Annotated in this window: 16 protein-coding genes; 10 read left to right on the top strand and 6 right to left on the bottom strand. The window is 73.0% G+C overall.

Features of this window, described 5'->3' with window-relative positions:
* The 3 genes from D8M35_RS11285 to D8M35_RS11275 all read right to left on the bottom strand — a co-directional run.
* On the bottom strand, positions 1-1,203 hold a 1,203-nt coding region (locus D8M35_RS11285), incomplete at its 3' end, for an L-aspartate oxidase (RefSeq protein ID WP_126891948.1).
* Positions 1,204-1,244: 41 nt separating this feature from the next.
* On the bottom strand, positions 1,245-2,516 hold the full coding sequence (gene nadA, locus D8M35_RS11280) for a quinolinate synthase NadA (protein WP_126891947.1): 1,272 nt from the start codon (positions 2,514-2,516) through the stop codon (positions 1,245-1,247).
* Between the two features lie 8 nt (positions 2,517-2,524).
* Positions 2,525-3,247 carry an NUDIX domain-containing protein gene (locus D8M35_RS11275; protein WP_153257444.1) on the bottom strand — a complete coding sequence of 241 codons (723 nt, stop codon included), beginning with the start codon at positions 3,245-3,247 and terminating at the stop codon, positions 2,525-2,527.
* A gap of 97 nt (positions 3,248-3,344) precedes the next feature.
* On the opposite strand from D8M35_RS11275, the gene D8M35_RS11270 reads away from it, so the two are divergent.
* The 3 genes from D8M35_RS11270 to D8M35_RS11260 all read left to right on the top strand — a co-directional run bounded on the left by D8M35_RS11270 (position 3,345) and on the right by D8M35_RS11260 (position 6,595).
* Positions 3,345-3,626 (top strand): acylphosphatase, encoded by a 282-nt coding sequence (locus D8M35_RS11270; RefSeq protein ID WP_174234739.1) that lies wholly within the window; start codon positions 3,345-3,347, stop codon positions 3,624-3,626.
* A gap of 166 nt (positions 3,627-3,792) precedes the next feature.
* Complete coding sequence (locus D8M35_RS11265) at positions 3,793-5,277, top strand: MDR family MFS transporter (protein WP_126891946.1); 1,485 nt, start codon at positions 3,793-3,795, stop codon at positions 5,275-5,277.
* Between the two features lie 70 nt (positions 5,278-5,347).
* Entirely contained in the window at positions 5,348-6,595 is a 1,248-nt protein-coding gene (locus tag D8M35_RS11260; RefSeq protein ID WP_126891945.1) for a D-arabinono-1,4-lactone oxidase, read from the top strand.
* Positions 6,596-6,655: 60 nt separating this feature from the next.
* Here D8M35_RS11260 and D8M35_RS11255 read toward each other — a convergent pair whose 3' ends face one another.
* Positions 6,656-7,147, bottom strand: a complete 492-nt coding sequence (locus D8M35_RS11255; protein ID WP_126891944.1) for a 2'-5' RNA ligase family protein — start codon at positions 7,145-7,147, stop codon at positions 6,656-6,658.
* Between the two features lie 237 nt (positions 7,148-7,384).
* Here D8M35_RS11255 and D8M35_RS11250 point away from each other — a divergent pair, with 237 nt between their 5' ends.
* Genes D8M35_RS11250 through D8M35_RS11240 form a run of 3 tightly spaced genes read left to right on the top strand, consistent with a single transcriptional unit; the run spans position 7,385 to position 10,046 of the window.
* Positions 7,385-8,335, top strand: coding sequence for a MetQ/NlpA family ABC transporter substrate-binding protein (locus tag D8M35_RS11250; RefSeq protein WP_126891943.1), 951 nt, complete (start codon positions 7,385-7,387; stop codon positions 8,333-8,335).
* Positions 8,335-9,375 carry a methionine ABC transporter ATP-binding protein gene (locus D8M35_RS11245; protein ID WP_126891942.1) on the top strand — a complete coding sequence of 347 codons (1,041 nt, stop codon included), beginning with the start codon at positions 8,335-8,337 and terminating at the stop codon, positions 9,373-9,375. Before D8M35_RS11250 ends, D8M35_RS11245 begins: the two co-directional genes overlap by 1 nt.
* A complete protein-coding gene (locus D8M35_RS11240) occupies positions 9,372-10,046 on the top strand; it encodes a methionine ABC transporter permease (protein ID WP_126891941.1) in 675 nt (224 codons plus the stop codon). Before D8M35_RS11245 ends, D8M35_RS11240 begins: the two co-directional genes overlap by 4 nt.
* A gap of 370 nt (positions 10,047-10,416) precedes the next feature.
* On the opposite strand, the gene D8M35_RS11235 is transcribed toward D8M35_RS11240, so the two are convergent.
* Together D8M35_RS11235 and D8M35_RS11230 are read right to left on the bottom strand one after the other, a co-directional pair.
* On the bottom strand, positions 10,417-11,196 hold the full coding sequence (locus D8M35_RS11235) for an endonuclease/exonuclease/phosphatase family protein (RefSeq protein ID WP_126891940.1): 780 nt from the start codon (positions 11,194-11,196) through the stop codon (positions 10,417-10,419).
* A gap of 194 nt (positions 11,197-11,390) precedes the next feature.
* Positions 11,391-12,803 (bottom strand): MFS transporter, encoded by a 1,413-nt coding sequence (locus D8M35_RS11230; protein ID WP_126891939.1) that lies wholly within the window; start codon positions 12,801-12,803, stop codon positions 11,391-11,393.
* 144 nt (positions 12,804-12,947) lie between these two features.
* Here D8M35_RS11230 and D8M35_RS11225 point away from each other — a divergent pair, with 144 nt between their 5' ends.
* The 4 genes from D8M35_RS11225 to D8M35_RS11210 are packed head-to-tail and all read left to right on the top strand — an operon-like array spanning position 12,948 to position 16,753.
* Complete coding sequence (locus tag D8M35_RS11225) at positions 12,948-14,168, top strand: alanine racemase (protein WP_126891938.1); 1,221 nt, start codon at positions 12,948-12,950, stop codon at positions 14,166-14,168.
* Complete coding sequence (locus D8M35_RS11220) at positions 14,168-15,022, top strand: IclR family transcriptional regulator (protein ID WP_238638200.1); 855 nt, start codon at positions 14,168-14,170, stop codon at positions 15,020-15,022. The genes D8M35_RS11225 and D8M35_RS11220 overlap by 1 nt, the downstream gene beginning before the upstream one ends.
* A complete protein-coding gene (locus D8M35_RS11215) occupies positions 15,019-16,041 on the top strand; it encodes a sugar kinase (RefSeq protein WP_126891936.1) in 1,023 nt (340 codons plus the stop codon). The genes D8M35_RS11220 and D8M35_RS11215 overlap by 4 nt, the downstream gene beginning before the upstream one ends.
* A gap of 43 nt (positions 16,042-16,084) precedes the next feature.
* The gene (locus D8M35_RS11210) at positions 16,085-16,753 is read left to right on the top strand and encodes a bifunctional 4-hydroxy-2-oxoglutarate aldolase/2-dehydro-3-deoxy-phosphogluconate aldolase (protein ID WP_161972646.1); all 669 of its coding nucleotides are present in this window, start codon (positions 16,085-16,087) and stop codon (positions 16,751-16,753) included.
* Positions 16,754-16,806 lie beyond the last annotated feature (53 nt).

Below are 16,806 nucleotides of genomic sequence, written 5' to 3'. Positions count from 1 at the left end.
GCGCAACCGGGCGGGTCGCGGCGCGCCGACGGCGTCGGCCGTGCGCACGCCGAACACGAGTCCCTCGAGCAGCGAGTTGGACGCGAGCCGGTTGGCCCCGTGGACGCCGGTGCAGGCGGCCTCGCCGACGGCGAGGAGTCCGGGGAGGCTGGTGCGGCCCTCGCTGTCGGTCGCGATCCCGCCCATCGCGTAGTGCGCGGCCGGGGCGACGGGGACGCCCTCGCGGGTCCAGTCGAAGCCGGCCGCACGGGTGGCGCGGGTGAGGCCGGGGAAACGCGTGACGAGCCGGTCCGCTCCGAGCCCCGTGGCGTCCAGGAGCACGGGGGTGCCGCCCTGGTCGCGGACGGCGGCCGCGATGCCGCGGGCGACGACGTCGCGCGGCGCGAGTTCGGCGTCCGGGTGGACGGCGGTCATGAACCGTCGGCCGGCCGCGTCACGGAGGACGGCTCCCTCGCCGCGGACCGCCTCGGACAGGAGTCCGCCGTCGGGGACGGCCAGGCGGGTCGGGTGGAACTGGACGAACTCCAGGTCGGCGAGGACGGCACCGGCGCGCCAGGCGGCGGCGACCCCGTCCCCCGTCGCGACCAACGGGTTCGTCGTCTCGCGGTACAGGTGGCCGGCGCCCCCGGAGGCGAGCACGACCGTGTCCGCATCGATGCGTCGGGGCTCTCCGAGCAGGTCGAGCACGTCGACGCCGACGACCGCGCCGTCCCGGACGACCAGGTCGGTGAGGCACGTCCGCTCCAGCACCGTCACGTGCCGGCGGAGCAGGGCGGCGACCAGGCTGCGTTCGATCGCGGCACCGGTGGCGTCGCCGTCGGCGTGCACGACCCGCCAGCGGCCGTGGGCGGCCTCGCGCCCGCGGGCCAGGTCGTCGCCGTGGCGGTCGAGGGAGTCGGGATCCGTCGTCCGGTCGAACGGCACACCGAGCGCGAGCAGGTCGCGCACCCGGGCCGGCCCGTCGGCACAGAGCAGCGCGACGGCACGCGCGTCGGCGCTCCCGACGGCGGCGGTGAGCGTGTCGTGCTCGTGGAGCGCGACGGTGTCGTCGGCACCGAGCGCGACGGCGACGCCGCCCTGCGCGGCGGCGGTGGCACCGTCGGCGAGCGCGCCCTTCGTCACCAGGGTGACGTCGTGGCGGGCGCTGGCGCGGATCGCGGTGGTGAGCCCGGCGATGCCGGACCCGACGATGACGACGTGCACGGTGCGGTCCCCGTTCTCCGGTGTCCTCGGCCGCCGGTCCGTCAGCCCCGGGGCTTCGCGGCGAGCATGCGCTCGAGCGCGACCCTGGCGTCGGCCTGGACGTCGGCGGGGACCGTGATCTCGTTGAGGACCTCGCCGCGGACGAGTGCCTCGAGCACCCAGGCGAGGTAGCCCGGGTGGATCCGGTACATCGTCGAGCACGGGCAGACGACGGGGTCGAGGCAGGTGATCCGGTGCTGCGGGTACTCGGCCGCGAGCCGGTTCACCATGTTGATCTCGGTGCCGATCGCGAACGACGTCGGTTCGGTGGCGGCCGCGACGGTGCGGCGGATGAGGTCGGTGCTGCCGGCGGCGTCCGCGGCGTCGACCACCGCCATCGGGCACTCGGGGTGCACGATGACCTGCACGTTCGGGTCCTCACGCCGGGCCTGCTCGATCTGCTCGACGGTGAACCGGCGGTGCACCGAGCAGAAGCCGTGCCAGAGGACCACCTGCGCGTCGAGCAGGGTCTGCTCGTCGTTGCCGCCGAGCGCGTTCCGGGGGTTCCACATCGGCATACGGTCAGTGCTGATCCCCATGGCCTTCGCGGTGTTCCGGCCGAGGTGCTGGTCGGGGAAGAACAGCACGCGCTGCCCCCGCTCGAACGCCCACTCGAGCACGGTCGACGCGTTCGACGACGTGCAGACGATGCCGCCGTTCCGGCCGCAGAACGCCTTGAGGTCGGCGGCGGAGTTCATGTACGTGACGGGGATCACCGGCACGCGGCCGTCGGCGTCGGGCTCGGTGCCGTAGACCGCGGTGAGCTCGGCCCAGGCCGCCTCGACGCTGTCGATGTCGGCCATGTCCGCCATCGAGCAGCCGGCGGCGAGGTTCGGCAGGATGACGCGCTGGTCGTCGCGGGCGAGGACGTCCGCCGTCTCCGCCATGAAGTGCACCCCGCAGAACACGATGGCCTCGGCGTCGGGCTTGGTCAGGGCGGCGTTCGCGAGCTGGAACGAGTCGCCGAGGAAGTCCGCGTGCCGGACGACCTCGTCGCGCTGGTAGAAGTGCCCGAGCACGACGACGCGGTCCCCCAGGGTCGCCTTCGCCCGCACGATGCGCGCGTGCAGCTCGTCGTCACTCGCGGTCTTGTACTCGTCCGGGAGCTGTCCCTGTCGCGGCGCCGATGTCGGGATGACGTCGGACATCGACGAACCCGGACCGTAGCCGGGGCGGGCGTCGAAGTCCCATGTCGGCATCGCGAGGTCGGGCGTGCAGGTGCTGCCGTCGGCCTTGCCGTTGGAGATGAGCTCGATCGTGGTGGCGATGGACACGGTGGTTCCTATCGGTTCTGCGGGTGGTGCGGCCAGGGGTGGGCGGGCTGCAGCGGGCCGTTGTCCGCGTAGGCCAGGTCGGGATTCGAGCGGTACAGCCGAGCCGGGCGGTGCCGGTCACCGCTCGTGGTCTCGTCCGTCGCGATGACGGCGTCGGACTGCGCGACCTGTCGGCGGAAGTTCGCCGGGTCGAGCGTGCGGCCGAGCACCGCCTCGTAGACGCCACGGAGCTCGGCGAGGGTGAACCGGTCGCCGAGGAACGCCTGCGCGATGCGCGAGTACGACATCTTGTTGCGCAGGCGCCACAGCGCGTACTCGACGATGCGGTCGTGGTCGAACGCGAGCGCGGGGTGCTCGTCGGCCAGGAACCACCGGACGTTCCAGTCGTCGGGGACGGACTCGGCCTCGTCCGGGTGCACGAGCGCCCAGTAGACGATCGACACGACCCGGCTCGGCGAGCGGTCGACGTCGCCGAACGCGTAGAGCTGCTCGAGGTAGCGCGGCTGCACGTTCGTCGTCTCCCGCAGCCGAGCGGCGGCGGAGTCCTCGAGCCCCTCGTCCGGGCCGACCCAACCGCCCGGCAGCGCCCACGAGCCCTCGAAGGGGTCGGTCACGCGGCGCACCAGCGGCATCCACAACGCCGGGGTGCCGGTGTCCGGGTGCGGGCGCAGGGCGACGATCACGGTGGAGACCGCGACGCGGATGCTGGAGGGACCTGTTCGTGTCATCATGACTCTTAGTGTTCGGGTTGCGATGACACTATCACCGTTCACGAGACCGGAACAGATCCGTAACGTGTCCGGGACCACGCCTGCCTACAGTGACGGCATGACGACGGTGACGAGGGTGCACGCCGTGGTGTCCGGCTCGGTGCAGGGGGTCGGCTTCCGGTACTGGACCGCACGCAAGGCAGACGGGCTGGAGCTCGACGGCTACGCCAGGAACCTGTTCGACGGGACGGTCGAGGTCGAGGCCGAGGGGCCGTCCGAGTCGGTCGAGGCGCTCCTGGCGTTCCTGCACACCGGCCCGCCGACGGCCACCGTGACCGAGGTCGCCCGGCGCGACGTCGTGCCGCACGGCGACGGCGACGGGTTCGCGATCCTGCGCTGACCACGCGCGGGGTCGGGGTGTTCACGAGGACGACACACGGAAGCGGAATACTCGGATCCGTTCAGGCTGTTGCCTCGTCTGCGCAGTCCGTGCCGTCGTGCACGCCGTCACCCCCGTGCGCACCGTCACTCCGTCGTCACTCCCCCGTCACTCCCAGGAGCCCCGCATGACCCAGGCCGTCGATTCCGCCCCGCGCACCGGGAGCGTCTCGCAGCCCTCCGCCGGCGAGACCAGGCTCGTGATCGGGCTGCTGCTCGTCTCGGCGTTCGTCGTCATCCTCAACGAGACGATCATGGGCGTGGCGCTGCCGCGGCTCATGGAGGACCTCGACATCTCCGCGGCGACCGGGCAGTGGCTCACCACCGGCTTCCTGCTGACCATGGCCGTCGTGATCCCGATCACCGGGTTCCTGCTGCAGCGCTTCAGCACCCGGCAGGTGTTCATCACGGCGATGGCGCTCTTCTCGGTCGGCACGCTCGTCGCCCTGGCCGCCCCCGGCTTCCCCGTGCTGCTCGTCGGCCGCATCGTCCAGGCGAGCGGCACCGCGATCATGATGCCGCTGCTCATGACGACCGTCCTGAACCTGGTCGAGCCGGCCCACCGCGGCCGGATCATGGGCAACATCTCGATCGTGATCTCGGTCGCGCCCGCGGTCGGCCCGACGATCTCCGGTCTGATCCTCAACGCGTTCTCGTGGCGTTGGCTGTTCGGGTTCGTGCTGCCGATCGCGATCGCGGCGCTCGTGCTCGGCATGCTCAAGGTCCGCAACGTGACCACGCCCCGACGTGCGCCGCTCGACGTCCCGTCGGTCGTGGTGTCCGCCGTGGCGTTCGGCGGGATCGTCTTCGGACTGTCCAGCTTCGGCGAGGCCGGCTCGACCGGTCCGCTCGTCCCCGTCCTCGCCCTGGTCGTGGGCTTCGCGGCGCTGGCGTTCTTCGTCGTCCGGCAGGCCCGCCTGCAGCGCACCGACAGCGCACTGCTCGACCTCCGCACCTTCCGCACGAAGGGCTTCACCGTCCCGATCGTGGCGATGGGCATCAGCTTCATGGCGATGTTCGGCACGCTGATCCTGCTGCCGATCTACCTCGAGCGCGTGCTCGGGCTCGAGGTCCTGACCGTCGGGCTCCTGCTGCTGCCGGGTGGTCTGCTGATGGGGCTGCTCTCCCCCGTGGTCGGTCGCATCTACGACCGCCGCGGACCGCGTGTGCTGCTCGTCCCCGGGTCGATCATCATCAGTGCCGTGCTCTGGGCGCTCTCCACGGTCGGCGTCGACACGAGCGTGTGGTTCGTCCTCGGTGCCCACGTCGTGCTGAGCATCGGCCTCGCGCTGACCTTCACGCCGCTGTTCACCGCCGCGCTCGGTGGCCTGCCGCCGAAGCTGTACTCGCACGGCAGCGCGGTGCTCGGCACGGCGCAGCAGCTGGCGGGTGCCGCGGGCACGGCGCTCTTCGTCACACTCCTGACCATCGGTGCCGCGACGGCGGGCGCCGACGCCGACGCCGCCGGGGTGGCCGCAGCGACCGCCTCGGGCGTGCGGACCGCGTTCCTGGTCGGCGGTGTCATCTCGGTCGTCGGCATCCTGACGTCGGCGTTCGTCCGCCGCTCGGCCACGCCCGAGGGCGCCCCCGCCGGCGCTCCTGCGATGCACTGACCCGGAACACCACCGGACCGGGCCGCGGTCCGCGATGCCACGTCGACGACGGCGTGGCATCGTGGACGGCATGCGGTCGACGGCGCGCGAGGTCAACTGGTCCGGCACGGTCACCTACTCGGCCGAACGGGTGGAACGGCCGCGCTCCCTCGAGGAAGCCGCCGACCTCGTCACGCGGTCACCCCGGGTGCACGGGCTCGGCACCCGACACTCGTTCAACGACGTCGCCGACGCCCACGGAGTCCTGCTCGACCTGACCGGGCTCCCCACCGACCTGGTCGTGGACACCGCGGCCGGCACGGCCTCGATGGGTGCGGGCACCCGGTACGGAGTGGTCGCGCCGGAGCTCGACGCCGCCGGGGTCGCCCTGCACAACACCGGCTCGTTGCCGCACATCTCGCTGGGCGGCGCGATCGCCACGGGCACGCACGGCTCCGGCACGACGCTCGGGTCGCTCAGCACCGCCGTCCGGTCCTTCGAGCTCCTCGGCGCGGACGGGACGGTGCGGACGGTCCGACGCGGTGACGACGACTTCGACGGCGCCGTGCTGCACCTCGGGCTGCTCGGCATCGTCACACGCGTCGAGGTCGACGTCGAACCGTCCTACCGGATGCGGCAGGACTCGTACGGACCGATCCCCTGGGACCGGTTCGTCGCGCACGTGGCCGACGTGCACGCCGCCGCCTACTCGGTGTGCTCGTACACCGTGTTCGGGGACGCGATCAGCGAGGTGCTGCTGAAGTCCCGCGTACCGGACGGGGCCGACGACGTCGACGTCCCGGAGGCACTGCTCGGCGCGCCCAGGCTGCCGGGACGTCCGGCGGACGGCCACGTCACGGCCCGCGACGGCACGGTGGGACCGTGGTGGGACCGGCTCCCGCACTTCCCGATCGACGCGGTGCCGAGCGTCGGGTCCGAGGTGCAGAGCGAGCACTTCGTCCCGCTGCGGCACGCGGCCGCCGCACTCGACGCCCTCCACGGGCTCGCCGACCGCATCCAGCCGCACCTGCACGTCTGCGAGCTCCGGACGATGGCCGCCGACCCGTTCTGGCTCAGCCCCACCCAGGGCGAGGACGTGCTCTGCATCGCCTTCACCTGGCGGAAGCACCCGGAGGCCGTCGCGGCGCTGCTGCCGGACCTCGAGGCACGCCTCACGCCCTTCGACGGGCGACCGCACTGGGGCAAGACGAGCTCGCTCGACGCCGACGCGGTCGAGGCGCTCTGGCCGCGCCTGGCCGACTTCCGGCGGCTGGTGGCGGCGGCCGACCCGGAGCGGCGGTTCGCGTCCGCGTTCGGCGAGCGGGTCCTGCGGACCTGAGCCGCGCCTCCCGGCCGGATCCGCACGCTCCGCGGACCACGCGACGGGCGCGACCACCGATCACCCGACGGGCGTCACCGTCTTCGTCGCGCCGTCCCAGTGGCGGACACCGCCGACCGTCAGGGTCTCGGGCAGCGGGGTCGCCCGGAGCGTCGCCACGGCCGCGGGCAGGTCCTCGTCGCGCACCCGACGGGCGAAGGAGACGTGGGGCGACCACGCACCGGGCAGCGAGGTCTCCACGGCGTCCGTTGCGACCCGGTGGACCGCGGTGTGGAAGGCCGACAGCACCGGGTCGACGACGACGGCCCGGACGAGCACGGACCGCCCGGCACCCGCGGGGAACAGCAGGAGACCGCCGAGCCGGAGCGTCGTCGGCACGGGTGCGTCGAAGCCCTGCGGGACCGGCAGCGCGTCGCCCGCGGCGAGCGTGACGTGCGGGTCGTTCGTCCCCGACCGGCCGAGGCTCGGCAGGTCGGCTGCCGTCAGGGCGTCCCACGCGGCGCGCACGGCGGCGTCGGAGTCGGGGTCGAGGACGAGTTCGATGCTGCGCACGCTCCGAGTCAACCAACTCGCGCAGGGTCCTGCGCTCGCCCCGCGGCGCCTGTGGACGACGGCGGAGATGTAACACGGCGGAACGCATCGTGCGTGTCGCGCCGCGGGCAGCCACACTCGGAACCTGGCCGCGCATCCCGCGGCACCCCACCGCACCGCCCGTGCACGCCGACGTCCGGGCCCGCCACGCCCGGCCCCGCGCCACCCGTCCGGGCACGTCCCCCACGAGGAGCACCCATGTCCGCAGCACCCGTCCTGCCCGAGAAGCCGAAGGGCAGGCGTCCCGTCGGCTGGATCATCGCCGCCGTGGTCGTCGTGGTCGCGATCGTCGTCGCCGTCGTCGTGGCGGCCGTCCGCTCCGGCGGGTCCGACGGCGCTACCTCCGGTGACGGCGCCGGCAAGACCGTGACGATCGGTGTCGCCGACAAGTCGCTCGGGTACTGGAGCACCTACACGAAGCTCGCGAAGGACGAGCTCGGTGTCACGGTCAAGCTCACCAACTTCTCCGACTACTCGCTGCCGAACCCCGCGCTCAAGGACGGCCAGCTGGACATCAACCAGTTCCAGCACATCCAGTACCTGGCGGACTACAACGTCACCTCGAACGACGACCTGCAGCCGATCGGCTCCACCGCCGTGTACCCGCTGCCGCTGTACGCCACGGAGTACTCGAAGCCGAGCGAGCTGCCCGAGGGTGCGAAGGTCGCGATCCCGAACGACTCGATCAACCAGGCGCGTGCGCTCCTCATCCTGCAGTCGGCGAAGCTGCTCGAACTCAAGGACGGCGGGTCCGCCTTCTCGACCACGACCGACATCGAGTCGTCCAAGGTCGACGTCCAGCCGCTCGACGCCTCGCAGACCGCGAACGCGCTGCAGCAGGGCTCCGTCGCCGCCGCCGTCGTGAACAACAACTTCGCCACCGCCGCGAAGCTCCCCACCAGCGACATCGTCTTCCAGGACGACCCGGCCAGCGCGAGTGCCGCTCCCTACGTGAACGTCTTCGCGGTCCGCGACGCCGACAAGGACAACACGACGTACCTCGACCTGGCGAAGCTGTTCCAGGACGACGCCGTGCAGCAGGCCTTCAAGAAGGACCTGCCCGAGGCCGTCTCCCGCGACGAGAGCGCCACGAAGCTCCAGGACGAGCTCGCGAAGGTCGAGCAGGACGCGAAGGCGGCCAAGCAGTAGTGCCCGCCCTCGTCGAACTCCGCGGCGTCTCGAAGCACTACCGCCGCGCCGACACCGGCGAGACCGTGGTGGCCGTCGAGGACGTCTCCCTGGACGTGCACCAGGGAGAGGTCCTCGGCGTCATCGGGTACTCCGGTGCCGGCAAGTCCACCCTGGTCCGCCTCGTCAACGCCCTCGAGCTGCCCTCGTCGGGCAGCGTCACCGTCGGCGGCCGGGAACTCACCGCGATCCCGGAGAAGGAACGGCGCCTGGCGCGTCGGAACATCGGGATGATCTTCCAGCAGTTCAACCTGTTCCGCTCCCGCACCATCGCCGGGAACGTCGCGTACCCGCTCAAGGTCGCGGGCGTCGCGAAGGCCGAGCGCGACCGCCGCGTGGCCGAGCTCCTCGACTTCGTCGGGCTGCTCGAGCGCGCCCACGCCTTCCCCGAGCAGCTGTCCGGCGGGCAGAAGCAGCGCGTCGGCATCGCCCGTGCGCTCGCCTCGAACCCCGAGCTGCTGCTCGCCGACGAGGCCACGAGCGCCCTCGACCCGGACACCACCTCCGAGGTCCTCGCGCTCCTCCGCCGCGTGAACCGCGAGCTCGGCGTCACCATCGTCGTCATCACGCACGAGATGGACGCCGTCCGGCAGATCGCCGACCGCGTCGCCGTCATGGAGAACGGTCGCGTGGTCGAGGTCGGTGACGTCTACGACGTGTTCGCCTCGCCGCAGACGCAGGCGGCGCAGCGCTTCGTGCGCACCGCCCTGCACGACCGCCCGTCCGGCGAGCAGCTCGCCCGGCTGCGCCAGCACCACCGCGGCCGGCTGGTCACGGTGCAGATCACCGACGAGGTCGGACTGCAGAACCGGATCGACGCCGCGTTCCGCTCCGCGGGGGTCGCTGCCGAGCTCGTGTTCGGCGGGGTCGGCGAGATCCGCGAACGCCGCATCGGCTCGCTCACCTACGAGCTCACCGCGGACGACCCCGCGGCCGTCGACCGCGCGCTCGGTGCCCTGCGCGACGGACGGATCACCGTCGACGAGGAGGCAGCAGCGTGAACGGCAACGGCTTCCAGAGCGTGATCGACACGTCGGACATCTTCTTCGCGGCGATCCGCGACACCCTCGTGATGACGCTGGTCTCCCTGGTGTTCGCCGGTGTGATCGGCCTGGCGCTCGGACTGGTCCTGTACGCGACCCGTCCGGGCAACCTGCTCGGCAACCGGGCGGTCTACACGATCGTCAACGTGCTCGTGAACATCGTGCGCCCGATCCCGTTCGTGATCTTCCTGGCCGCGATCGCTCCGCTGTCCCGCGTCGCCGTGCAGACCACCATCGGCGTCCCCGCGGTGACGTTCGCGATCTCCCTCGCGGCGTCCTTCGCGGTGTCCCGGATCGTCGAGCAGAACCTGCTCGCGGTCGACCCCGGGGTGGTCGAGGCCGCACGGGCATCCGGTGCGCACCCGGTGTCGATCCTGCTGACGGTCCTCATCCCCGAGGGCGTCGGACCGCTCATCCTCGGCTACACGTTCATCTTCGTGGGCATCGTCGACATGACGGCGCAGGGGGCCCTGATCGGTGGCGGCGGCCTGGGCGAGTACGCGATCGTGTACGGCTCGCAGCGGTACGACTGGTGGATCGTCTACGTGTCGGTGGCGGCGATCGTGGTGATCGTCCAGCTCGGGCAGTTCATAGGGAACCGGCTCGCCAGGGCGACGCTGCGTCGCTGAGGCGACCACACGACGCAACGGGAGGCGCGGTGCCAGCTGGCACCGCGCCTCCCGTCCGTCGTGTGGTCCCGTTCCGTCGCGCGGGGCCGCGTCGAGCGGGCAGGATCCGTCACGCTCGACGCCGCTGACGACCGATCGCACCCGGTCGACGGTCGCGTCGCGGCATGTCTCGCCCGCTCGGCGCACCGGGCGGCGGACCGGGCGGCGGCTCCGTGCTCGGCGGACCGGTGCGCAGCAGACAGCGAGCGGGCAGGATCCGTCACGCTCGGCACTGCTGGCAGCCGGACGTGCCCGCTCGACGTCGGGCCGCGGCATGTCGCGCCCGCTCGGCTGTCCCGTCGGGCGCAGCGAGCACCGCGACGCGGCGGCGTCAGGCGGCGGGGGCCTCCGGGACCTCGACCGCCGCGGTCGCGACGCCCGGGTGCTCGTAGTGCGCGCGGACCAGGATCGGGCGGTGGTCCGAGATGCCCGCGGGCAGGGTCTCCACGCCGGCGATGTGCAGCCCGACACTCGTCGCGAAGTCGAAGTGGCCGGTGAACTTGCGGTAGCGCAGGTAGGTCGGCTGGTCCGAGAGCGACAGCGCGAAGCCGTGCTCCTCGATCTTGCGACGCAGGTTCGTCTGGAACCACGGGTAGTTGAAGTCGCCGACCATGATGGCCGGCGCCTCGTCCGACAGGTCGCGGACGAACTGGTGCGCCGCCTCGATCTGCTTGCGCCGGAGGGAGTTCGTGGCCGTCAGCGGCGAGGCGTGGAACGAGGCCACGATCACCTCGGTGTCTGCCTCGGTGTCGCGGAGCCGCATCGCGATGAGCCGCTCGTGTGCGGGGGCGAGCACCCGGTCGTGCAGGGACTTCTGCAGCGAGTGGATGCTGAAGTCCTGCACCTCGAACCGGTCGTCGCGCTTGTAGATCGCGAGCCCGAGGCGGTTGGCCTTCGTCGACGCGGCGAGCGAGAGTCCGGCGACGTGAGGCGCGAGGTCGTTGCTGTCGCACTCCTGCACGCAGATGACGTCCGCCTGGGACGCCTCTGCCAGGGCGGCGAGCTCGCCGTTGGCGGTGTGCTCGCGGAGGTTGTAGCTGACGACGCGCAGCTCGGTGGGCTGCACGGCGGTGTCGCCTGCGATCGTCCCCTGCTGCTGTGGCCCGGCCATGCTGCCTTCCGTCCTGGGTGTCTCGGTCACCCTGCCGCGGCAACCGTACTCGGCTGTCGCGGACAGTTGCTGTGACCGTAGCGCACCCGGGGTTTCGCGCGTGCGACCGTGTCGCGAACGGACAGCGGACGGCCGACAGCCCCGCCCGTCAGCGGGACGGCCGACAGCCCCGCCGGTCAGTGGGACGGCGCCGGTCAGCGCGCCGCTGCCCGCACCCGGCGCGCCGGACGCACCGTGTCCCCCGCGGTCCGGCTCATCAGGACGCCCTCGACACAGGCCACGACGAGGAGCACCGCGATCACCCAGAACGCCACGTCGTAGGGCCCGGTCCCGCCGAGCCCGGCCGCCGCCCGGATCGCCACGGCCGCCACGGCGACCCCGAAGCCGGCCGCGACCTGCTGCAGCGTGGACGACAGCGTGTTCGCCGGGGTCATGTCGGCCTGCTCGACGTCCGCGAAGGCGATGGTGTTGTACGCCGTGAAGCCGACCGAGCGCGCGGCACCGCTCACCACGAGCAGCACGGCGAGCAGCCAGAACGGGGTGTCCTCGGTGAGGAACACCATCGCGACGACGCTCGCGGCCGCGATCGCGCTCGACACGACGATCACCGGTCGGTAGCCGAACCAGCGGAGGAACGGCGTCGTCATCGGCTTGATGCCGAGGTTGCCGACGAACACCCACAGCACCGCGGACCCGGCGAGCACGGCGCTCCAGCCCCAGGCGTCCTGGAAGAGCAGCGGCAGCACGAACGGCACGGCCGACACGGCGAGCCGGAACAGGCTGCCGCCGGCATGCGAGACGCGGAAGGTCTCGAGCCGGAAGGACTCCAGCCCCATGATCGGGTGCGGTGCCCGGCGGAAGTGCCGCACCGCGAGCCAGCAGCAGACGCCACCGACCACGCCCGACACGACGACCGCGACCAGGGGGATCTCGTCGAGCGCGAGCAGGGAGGCCATCACCACGAGCGAGCCGAGCCCCAGGCACGCGAGCAGTGACCCGCGCCAGTCGAACGGGACGCGCTCGGGTGCACGCTCCTGCGGCACGAGGACCAGCGCGGCGACGAAGGCGACGATCCCGAGCGGGATGTTGACGAGGAAGATCCAGTGCCAACTGAGGGTGTCGACGAGCACCCCGCCGACGAACGGGGCGATGATCGGCGCCGCGAGTGCGGGCCAGGTGAGGATCGCGATGGCGGTGACGAGCTGCTCACGCCCGGCGCTGCGCAGCACGACCAGGCGTCCGACGGGCACCATCAGCGCTCCCCCGAGGCCCTGCAGGATCCGCCAGAGCGTCAGTTCGACGAGCCCGGTCGACGCGGCGCACAGCGCGGACGCGACGGTGAAGAGCGCGATCGCCCCGGCGAAGACCGTGCGCGATCCGACACGGTCGGTCAGCCAGCCGCTGACCGGGATGAACACCGCGAGCGTGACGAGGTAGGCGGTGATGGCGACACCGATCGCGGCGGAGTCGACGCCGAGGTCGCGCCCCATGGCCGGGGCGGCGGTCGCGAGGATCGTGCCGTCCAGGAGCTCCATGAAGAAGGTGCCCGCGACGAGCACGGCCACCGCCGTGCTGCCCCGTCGTCGTGTCGTCGCCGTCGTCGTCATCACCCCGAATGCTATGCCCGCTCGGTTTCGGCGCCCGGGCGGGACGTTCTGCAGCGCACAATGAGGACGACGACGTCGTTGCCCGGCGGCCCCGGCACCGCGAACGTTGCCGCAGGACCACGACGCACCAGCGCAGGAGGACCGATGACGACCGCCGCCGCCGCACGCACGCCGGGCACCGTCACGACGAAGGGCGCCGCCGACCCCGCCGCGCCGGTCGTCGGGCGCCACGTCCTCGACCACGCGCACCTCCCGGTGATGACCCTCCGCGAGTCCGCCCTCGCCCACAACACGGCCGTGATGCAGTCGTACGTCGACCGCCACGGGTTGCTGCTCGCCCCGCACATGAAGACGCACATGGCCCCGGCACTCGCCGACCGCCAGGTCCGTGCCGGCGCCTGGGGCGTCACCGTCGCCTCGGTCCAGCAGGCCATGGTCGCGTGGGAACACGGCGTGCACCGGATCCTCGTCGCCAACGAGGTCCTCGACCCCGCCGGCCTCGCCTGGCTCGCCTCACGTCGGAGCATCGACCCCGCCGCCGACGTGCTCTGCAACGTCGACTCCGTCGCCGGGGTCAGGGCCGCGGCGAGCGCCGCCCGTTCCGTCGACGGCACCGTGCACGTGCTGGTCGAGGTCGGGTTCCCCGGCGGCCGCACCGGTGTCCGCTCGGCGCAACAGGCGCACGAGGTCGCCCGGGCCGCGCACGCCGCCGGCCTCGTGCTCCGCGGGGTGACCGGGTACGAGGGCGGCCTGCCCGACGTCGACACCGCACGCGCCTGGGTTGCCGGGGTCCTCGCGATCGCCGGCGACGCGCGTCGTCTCGTCGCCGGCCGCACCCTGCTCAGCATGGGCGGCAGCGCCTGGTTCGACGGCGTGGTCGACGCCGTGCAGGACCGGCCGGACGACGTCGACGTGCTCCTGCGCTCGGGCGCCTACCTCACGCACGACGACGGCTTCTACGCCGAGCGCACGCCGTTCGGCCGCCGCCCCGAGGAGGGCTCGCTCCGTCCGGCGATCGAGGTGTGGGGCCGCGTCACCTCGTGCCCGGAGCCGGGCCGCGCGCTGGTCGCGGTCGGCAAGCGCGACGTGTCGTTCGACGAGGGTCTGCCCGTGGTGCGCGGGATCCGGCCGGGAGGCACGGCCCACGACGCGCAGGTCGTCCCACCACCCGGGGCGGTCACCGTCACCCGCCTCGACGACCAGCACTGCTACCTCGCCCTGGCCGACGGCGCACCCGGGCTGACGCCCGGCGACGTCGTCGTGCTCGGCGTCTCGCACCCGTGCACGGTCTTCGACAAGTGGCGACAGGTCCAGGTGCTCGCCGACGACGACACCGTCACCGAGACGATCGCGACGTGGTTCTGATGCCCGACGACGACGAGCAGCAGCCAGCCCCGGCAGTGCCCGCGCGGAACGCCGCGCTGTCGCTGCGCCGGGGCCTGTCGCTCCTCGACCACGTGGCCGACCGCACCCGGAACGGCGCCGCGTCGGTGTCCCTCGGCGAGCTCGCGTCGATGCTCGGCACCGCGAAGTCGACGGTGCTGCGCCTGACCGCCCCGATGGTCGAGACGGACCTGCTCCGCCGCACCCCGGACGCCGGGTTCACCCTCGGGCTCGGTGCGCTGCTGCTCGGGCAGAGCTACCTCGAGGGCATCGACCTGCGCTCCGCGGCCGCACCGTTCATGCGACGCACCGCCGAGGCGACCGGGCTGACCTGCCACCTCGTCGTCCCGGACGGCACCGACATCGTCTACGTCGACAAGGTCGAGACCCGCGGCACGGTCCGGATGGGGTCGCGGATCGGGAACCGCCTGCCGATGCGCAACACCGCGTCCGGCAAGGCGATCGTGGCGTTCGGCGACCCGGGGCTCCTCGGCGCGGTGCTCGCCGTACCCGCGACCGCGATGACCGACCAGTCCATCACCGACGACGGGCGGTGGCGGCAGGAGGTCGAGCGCACCCGTGCCCGCGGCTACGGGATCGACGATCGCGAGAACGAGCCGGGCATCCGCTGCGTCGCCGCGCCCGTGCTCGACCACGCCAACCAGGTCGTCGGCGCGATGAGCATCTCCGGCCTGGCGTCCCGCTTCCCGGCGGCGGCGGTCCGGGAGCTCGGGGACGGTGTCGTCCGGACCGCGTTCGAGATCTCGGTCGCCCTCGGGTCCTCGTCCGCACAGCTCGCCCTGCGTCGCACGGCACCGGGTGGGGCGGCCCGGTGACCACGCGGGCGGGGGTGCTCACCCTCGGCGAGACGATGCTGCTGCTCGCCGGCCCCGGCATCGGCGAGGTGCGCGATCTCGACCACATGCGCGTCGACACCGGCGGGGCCGAGAGCAACGTCGCGATCGGCCTGGTCCGGGCTGGTGTCCCGGCGACGTGGGTCGGCCGGGTGGGTGCGGACCCCGCGGGCGAACGGGTCCTGCGGGACGTCCGGCAGGCCGGGGTCGACGTCGTCGCGACCGTCGACCCGGAGCGGTCGACCGGGCTCATGATGAAGGAGCGGCTGCGGGACGGTCGGACCCGCGTGACCTACCACCGCCGGCACTCCGCGGGCTCGGCGCTCGTGCCCGAGGACGTCCCGACCGGGCTCGTCGAGCAGTCGGCGCTCGTCCACGTCAGCGGCATCACGCTCGCGCTCTCGGAGTCCGCCCGTCGGACCGTCGCCTCGGTGCTCGACCGCGCCGAGGCTGCCGGGGTCCCGGTGTCCTTCGACGTGAACCACCGGCAGAAGCTGCTCGACGCCGCGGTCGCCCGGGAGCACTACCGCGCCGTCGCCGCCCGCGCCGCGGTGGTGTTCGCCGGCGACGACGAGGCCAGGATCCTGCTCGGGGCCCCGGACAGCGCCGGAGACGACGCGGACACCCCGCTCACGTCCGACGAGGACCTCGCCCGTGGGCTCGCCGACCTGGCCCGTGGTCGCGCGGTGGTGAAGCTCGGCTCGCGCGGTGCCGTCTCGGTCGTCGACGGGCGGACGACCCGACGCGCGGCGACCCCGGTCCGGGTCGTCGACCCGGTCGGTGCCGGTGACGCGTTCGTGGCGGCCTGGCTCGCGGCGACGCTCACGGGCGCCGACACCGACACCGCGCTCGACCGCGCCGCCGACGCCGGCGCGCTCGCCTGCACGGTCCCGGGCGACTGGCGGCTGCCGGGCCCGGGAGCCACGACCAACACCGACACCGACACCGACACCGACACCGTCGACCCTGCTGCTGCCGTGCACGACCACGTCGAGCGCTGACCACACCGACCGACCCGACCGACCGATCCGAGGAGCCCAGCCCGTGCGCACCCACCACACGTCCACCGGCAGCAGCACACCGACGCCCGACCACGGCGTCCGGCACCGCGCGGGCCCCGCCGTCGGGATCCTCCGCGGCGGCACCGGCGAACACGTCGAGGCGGTCGTCGACGCCCTGGTCAGCACCGGTGTGCGGGCGATCGAGCTCACCACGAACACACCGCGCTGGCGGGAGGGCACCGCCTGGACCGCGCGACGGTTCGGTGCCGGGGTGTCCGTCGGGGTGGGCACCGTGCTCGAGCCCGAGCAGGTCGACGAGGCGGCCGACCTGGGAGCATCCTTCGTCGTCAGCCCGCACCTCGACCCGGCGATCGGCGAGCGGGCCCACGAGCGCGGCCTCGGGTGGTACCCCGGCGCGGCGACCCCGACCGAGATCGTGCGGGCGTGGCGGCTCGGGGCCCGGGCGGTGAAGGTGTTCCCGGCGGCGCAGCTCGGCGGTCCGGCGTTCCTGCGGCAGGTGCTCGCCCCGCTCGACTTCGTCGACGTCGTCCCGACCGGTGGGATCGGGGTCGACGACGCCCCCGAGTACCTGGCGGCCGGAGCGGTCGCGGTCGGACTCGGCTCCCCGCTCGTCGGCGACGCCCTCACGACCGGGGACACGGACGCCGTGCGGTCCCGCGCCGAGCGGCTCCTCGCGGGACTCGCCCGGTGACCGCCGACCCGGACGCCGGCGCACCGGTCCTGCTGCGCGGCGGGTCGGTCGTC

This window comes from Curtobacterium sp. HSID17257 (assembly GCF_003989515.1).
Lineage (GTDB): Bacteria > Actinomycetota > Actinomycetes > Actinomycetales > Microbacteriaceae > Curtobacterium.
Note: the sequence above shows the minus strand (reverse complement) of the source record. Positions and strands in the feature narration are given on the sequence as shown.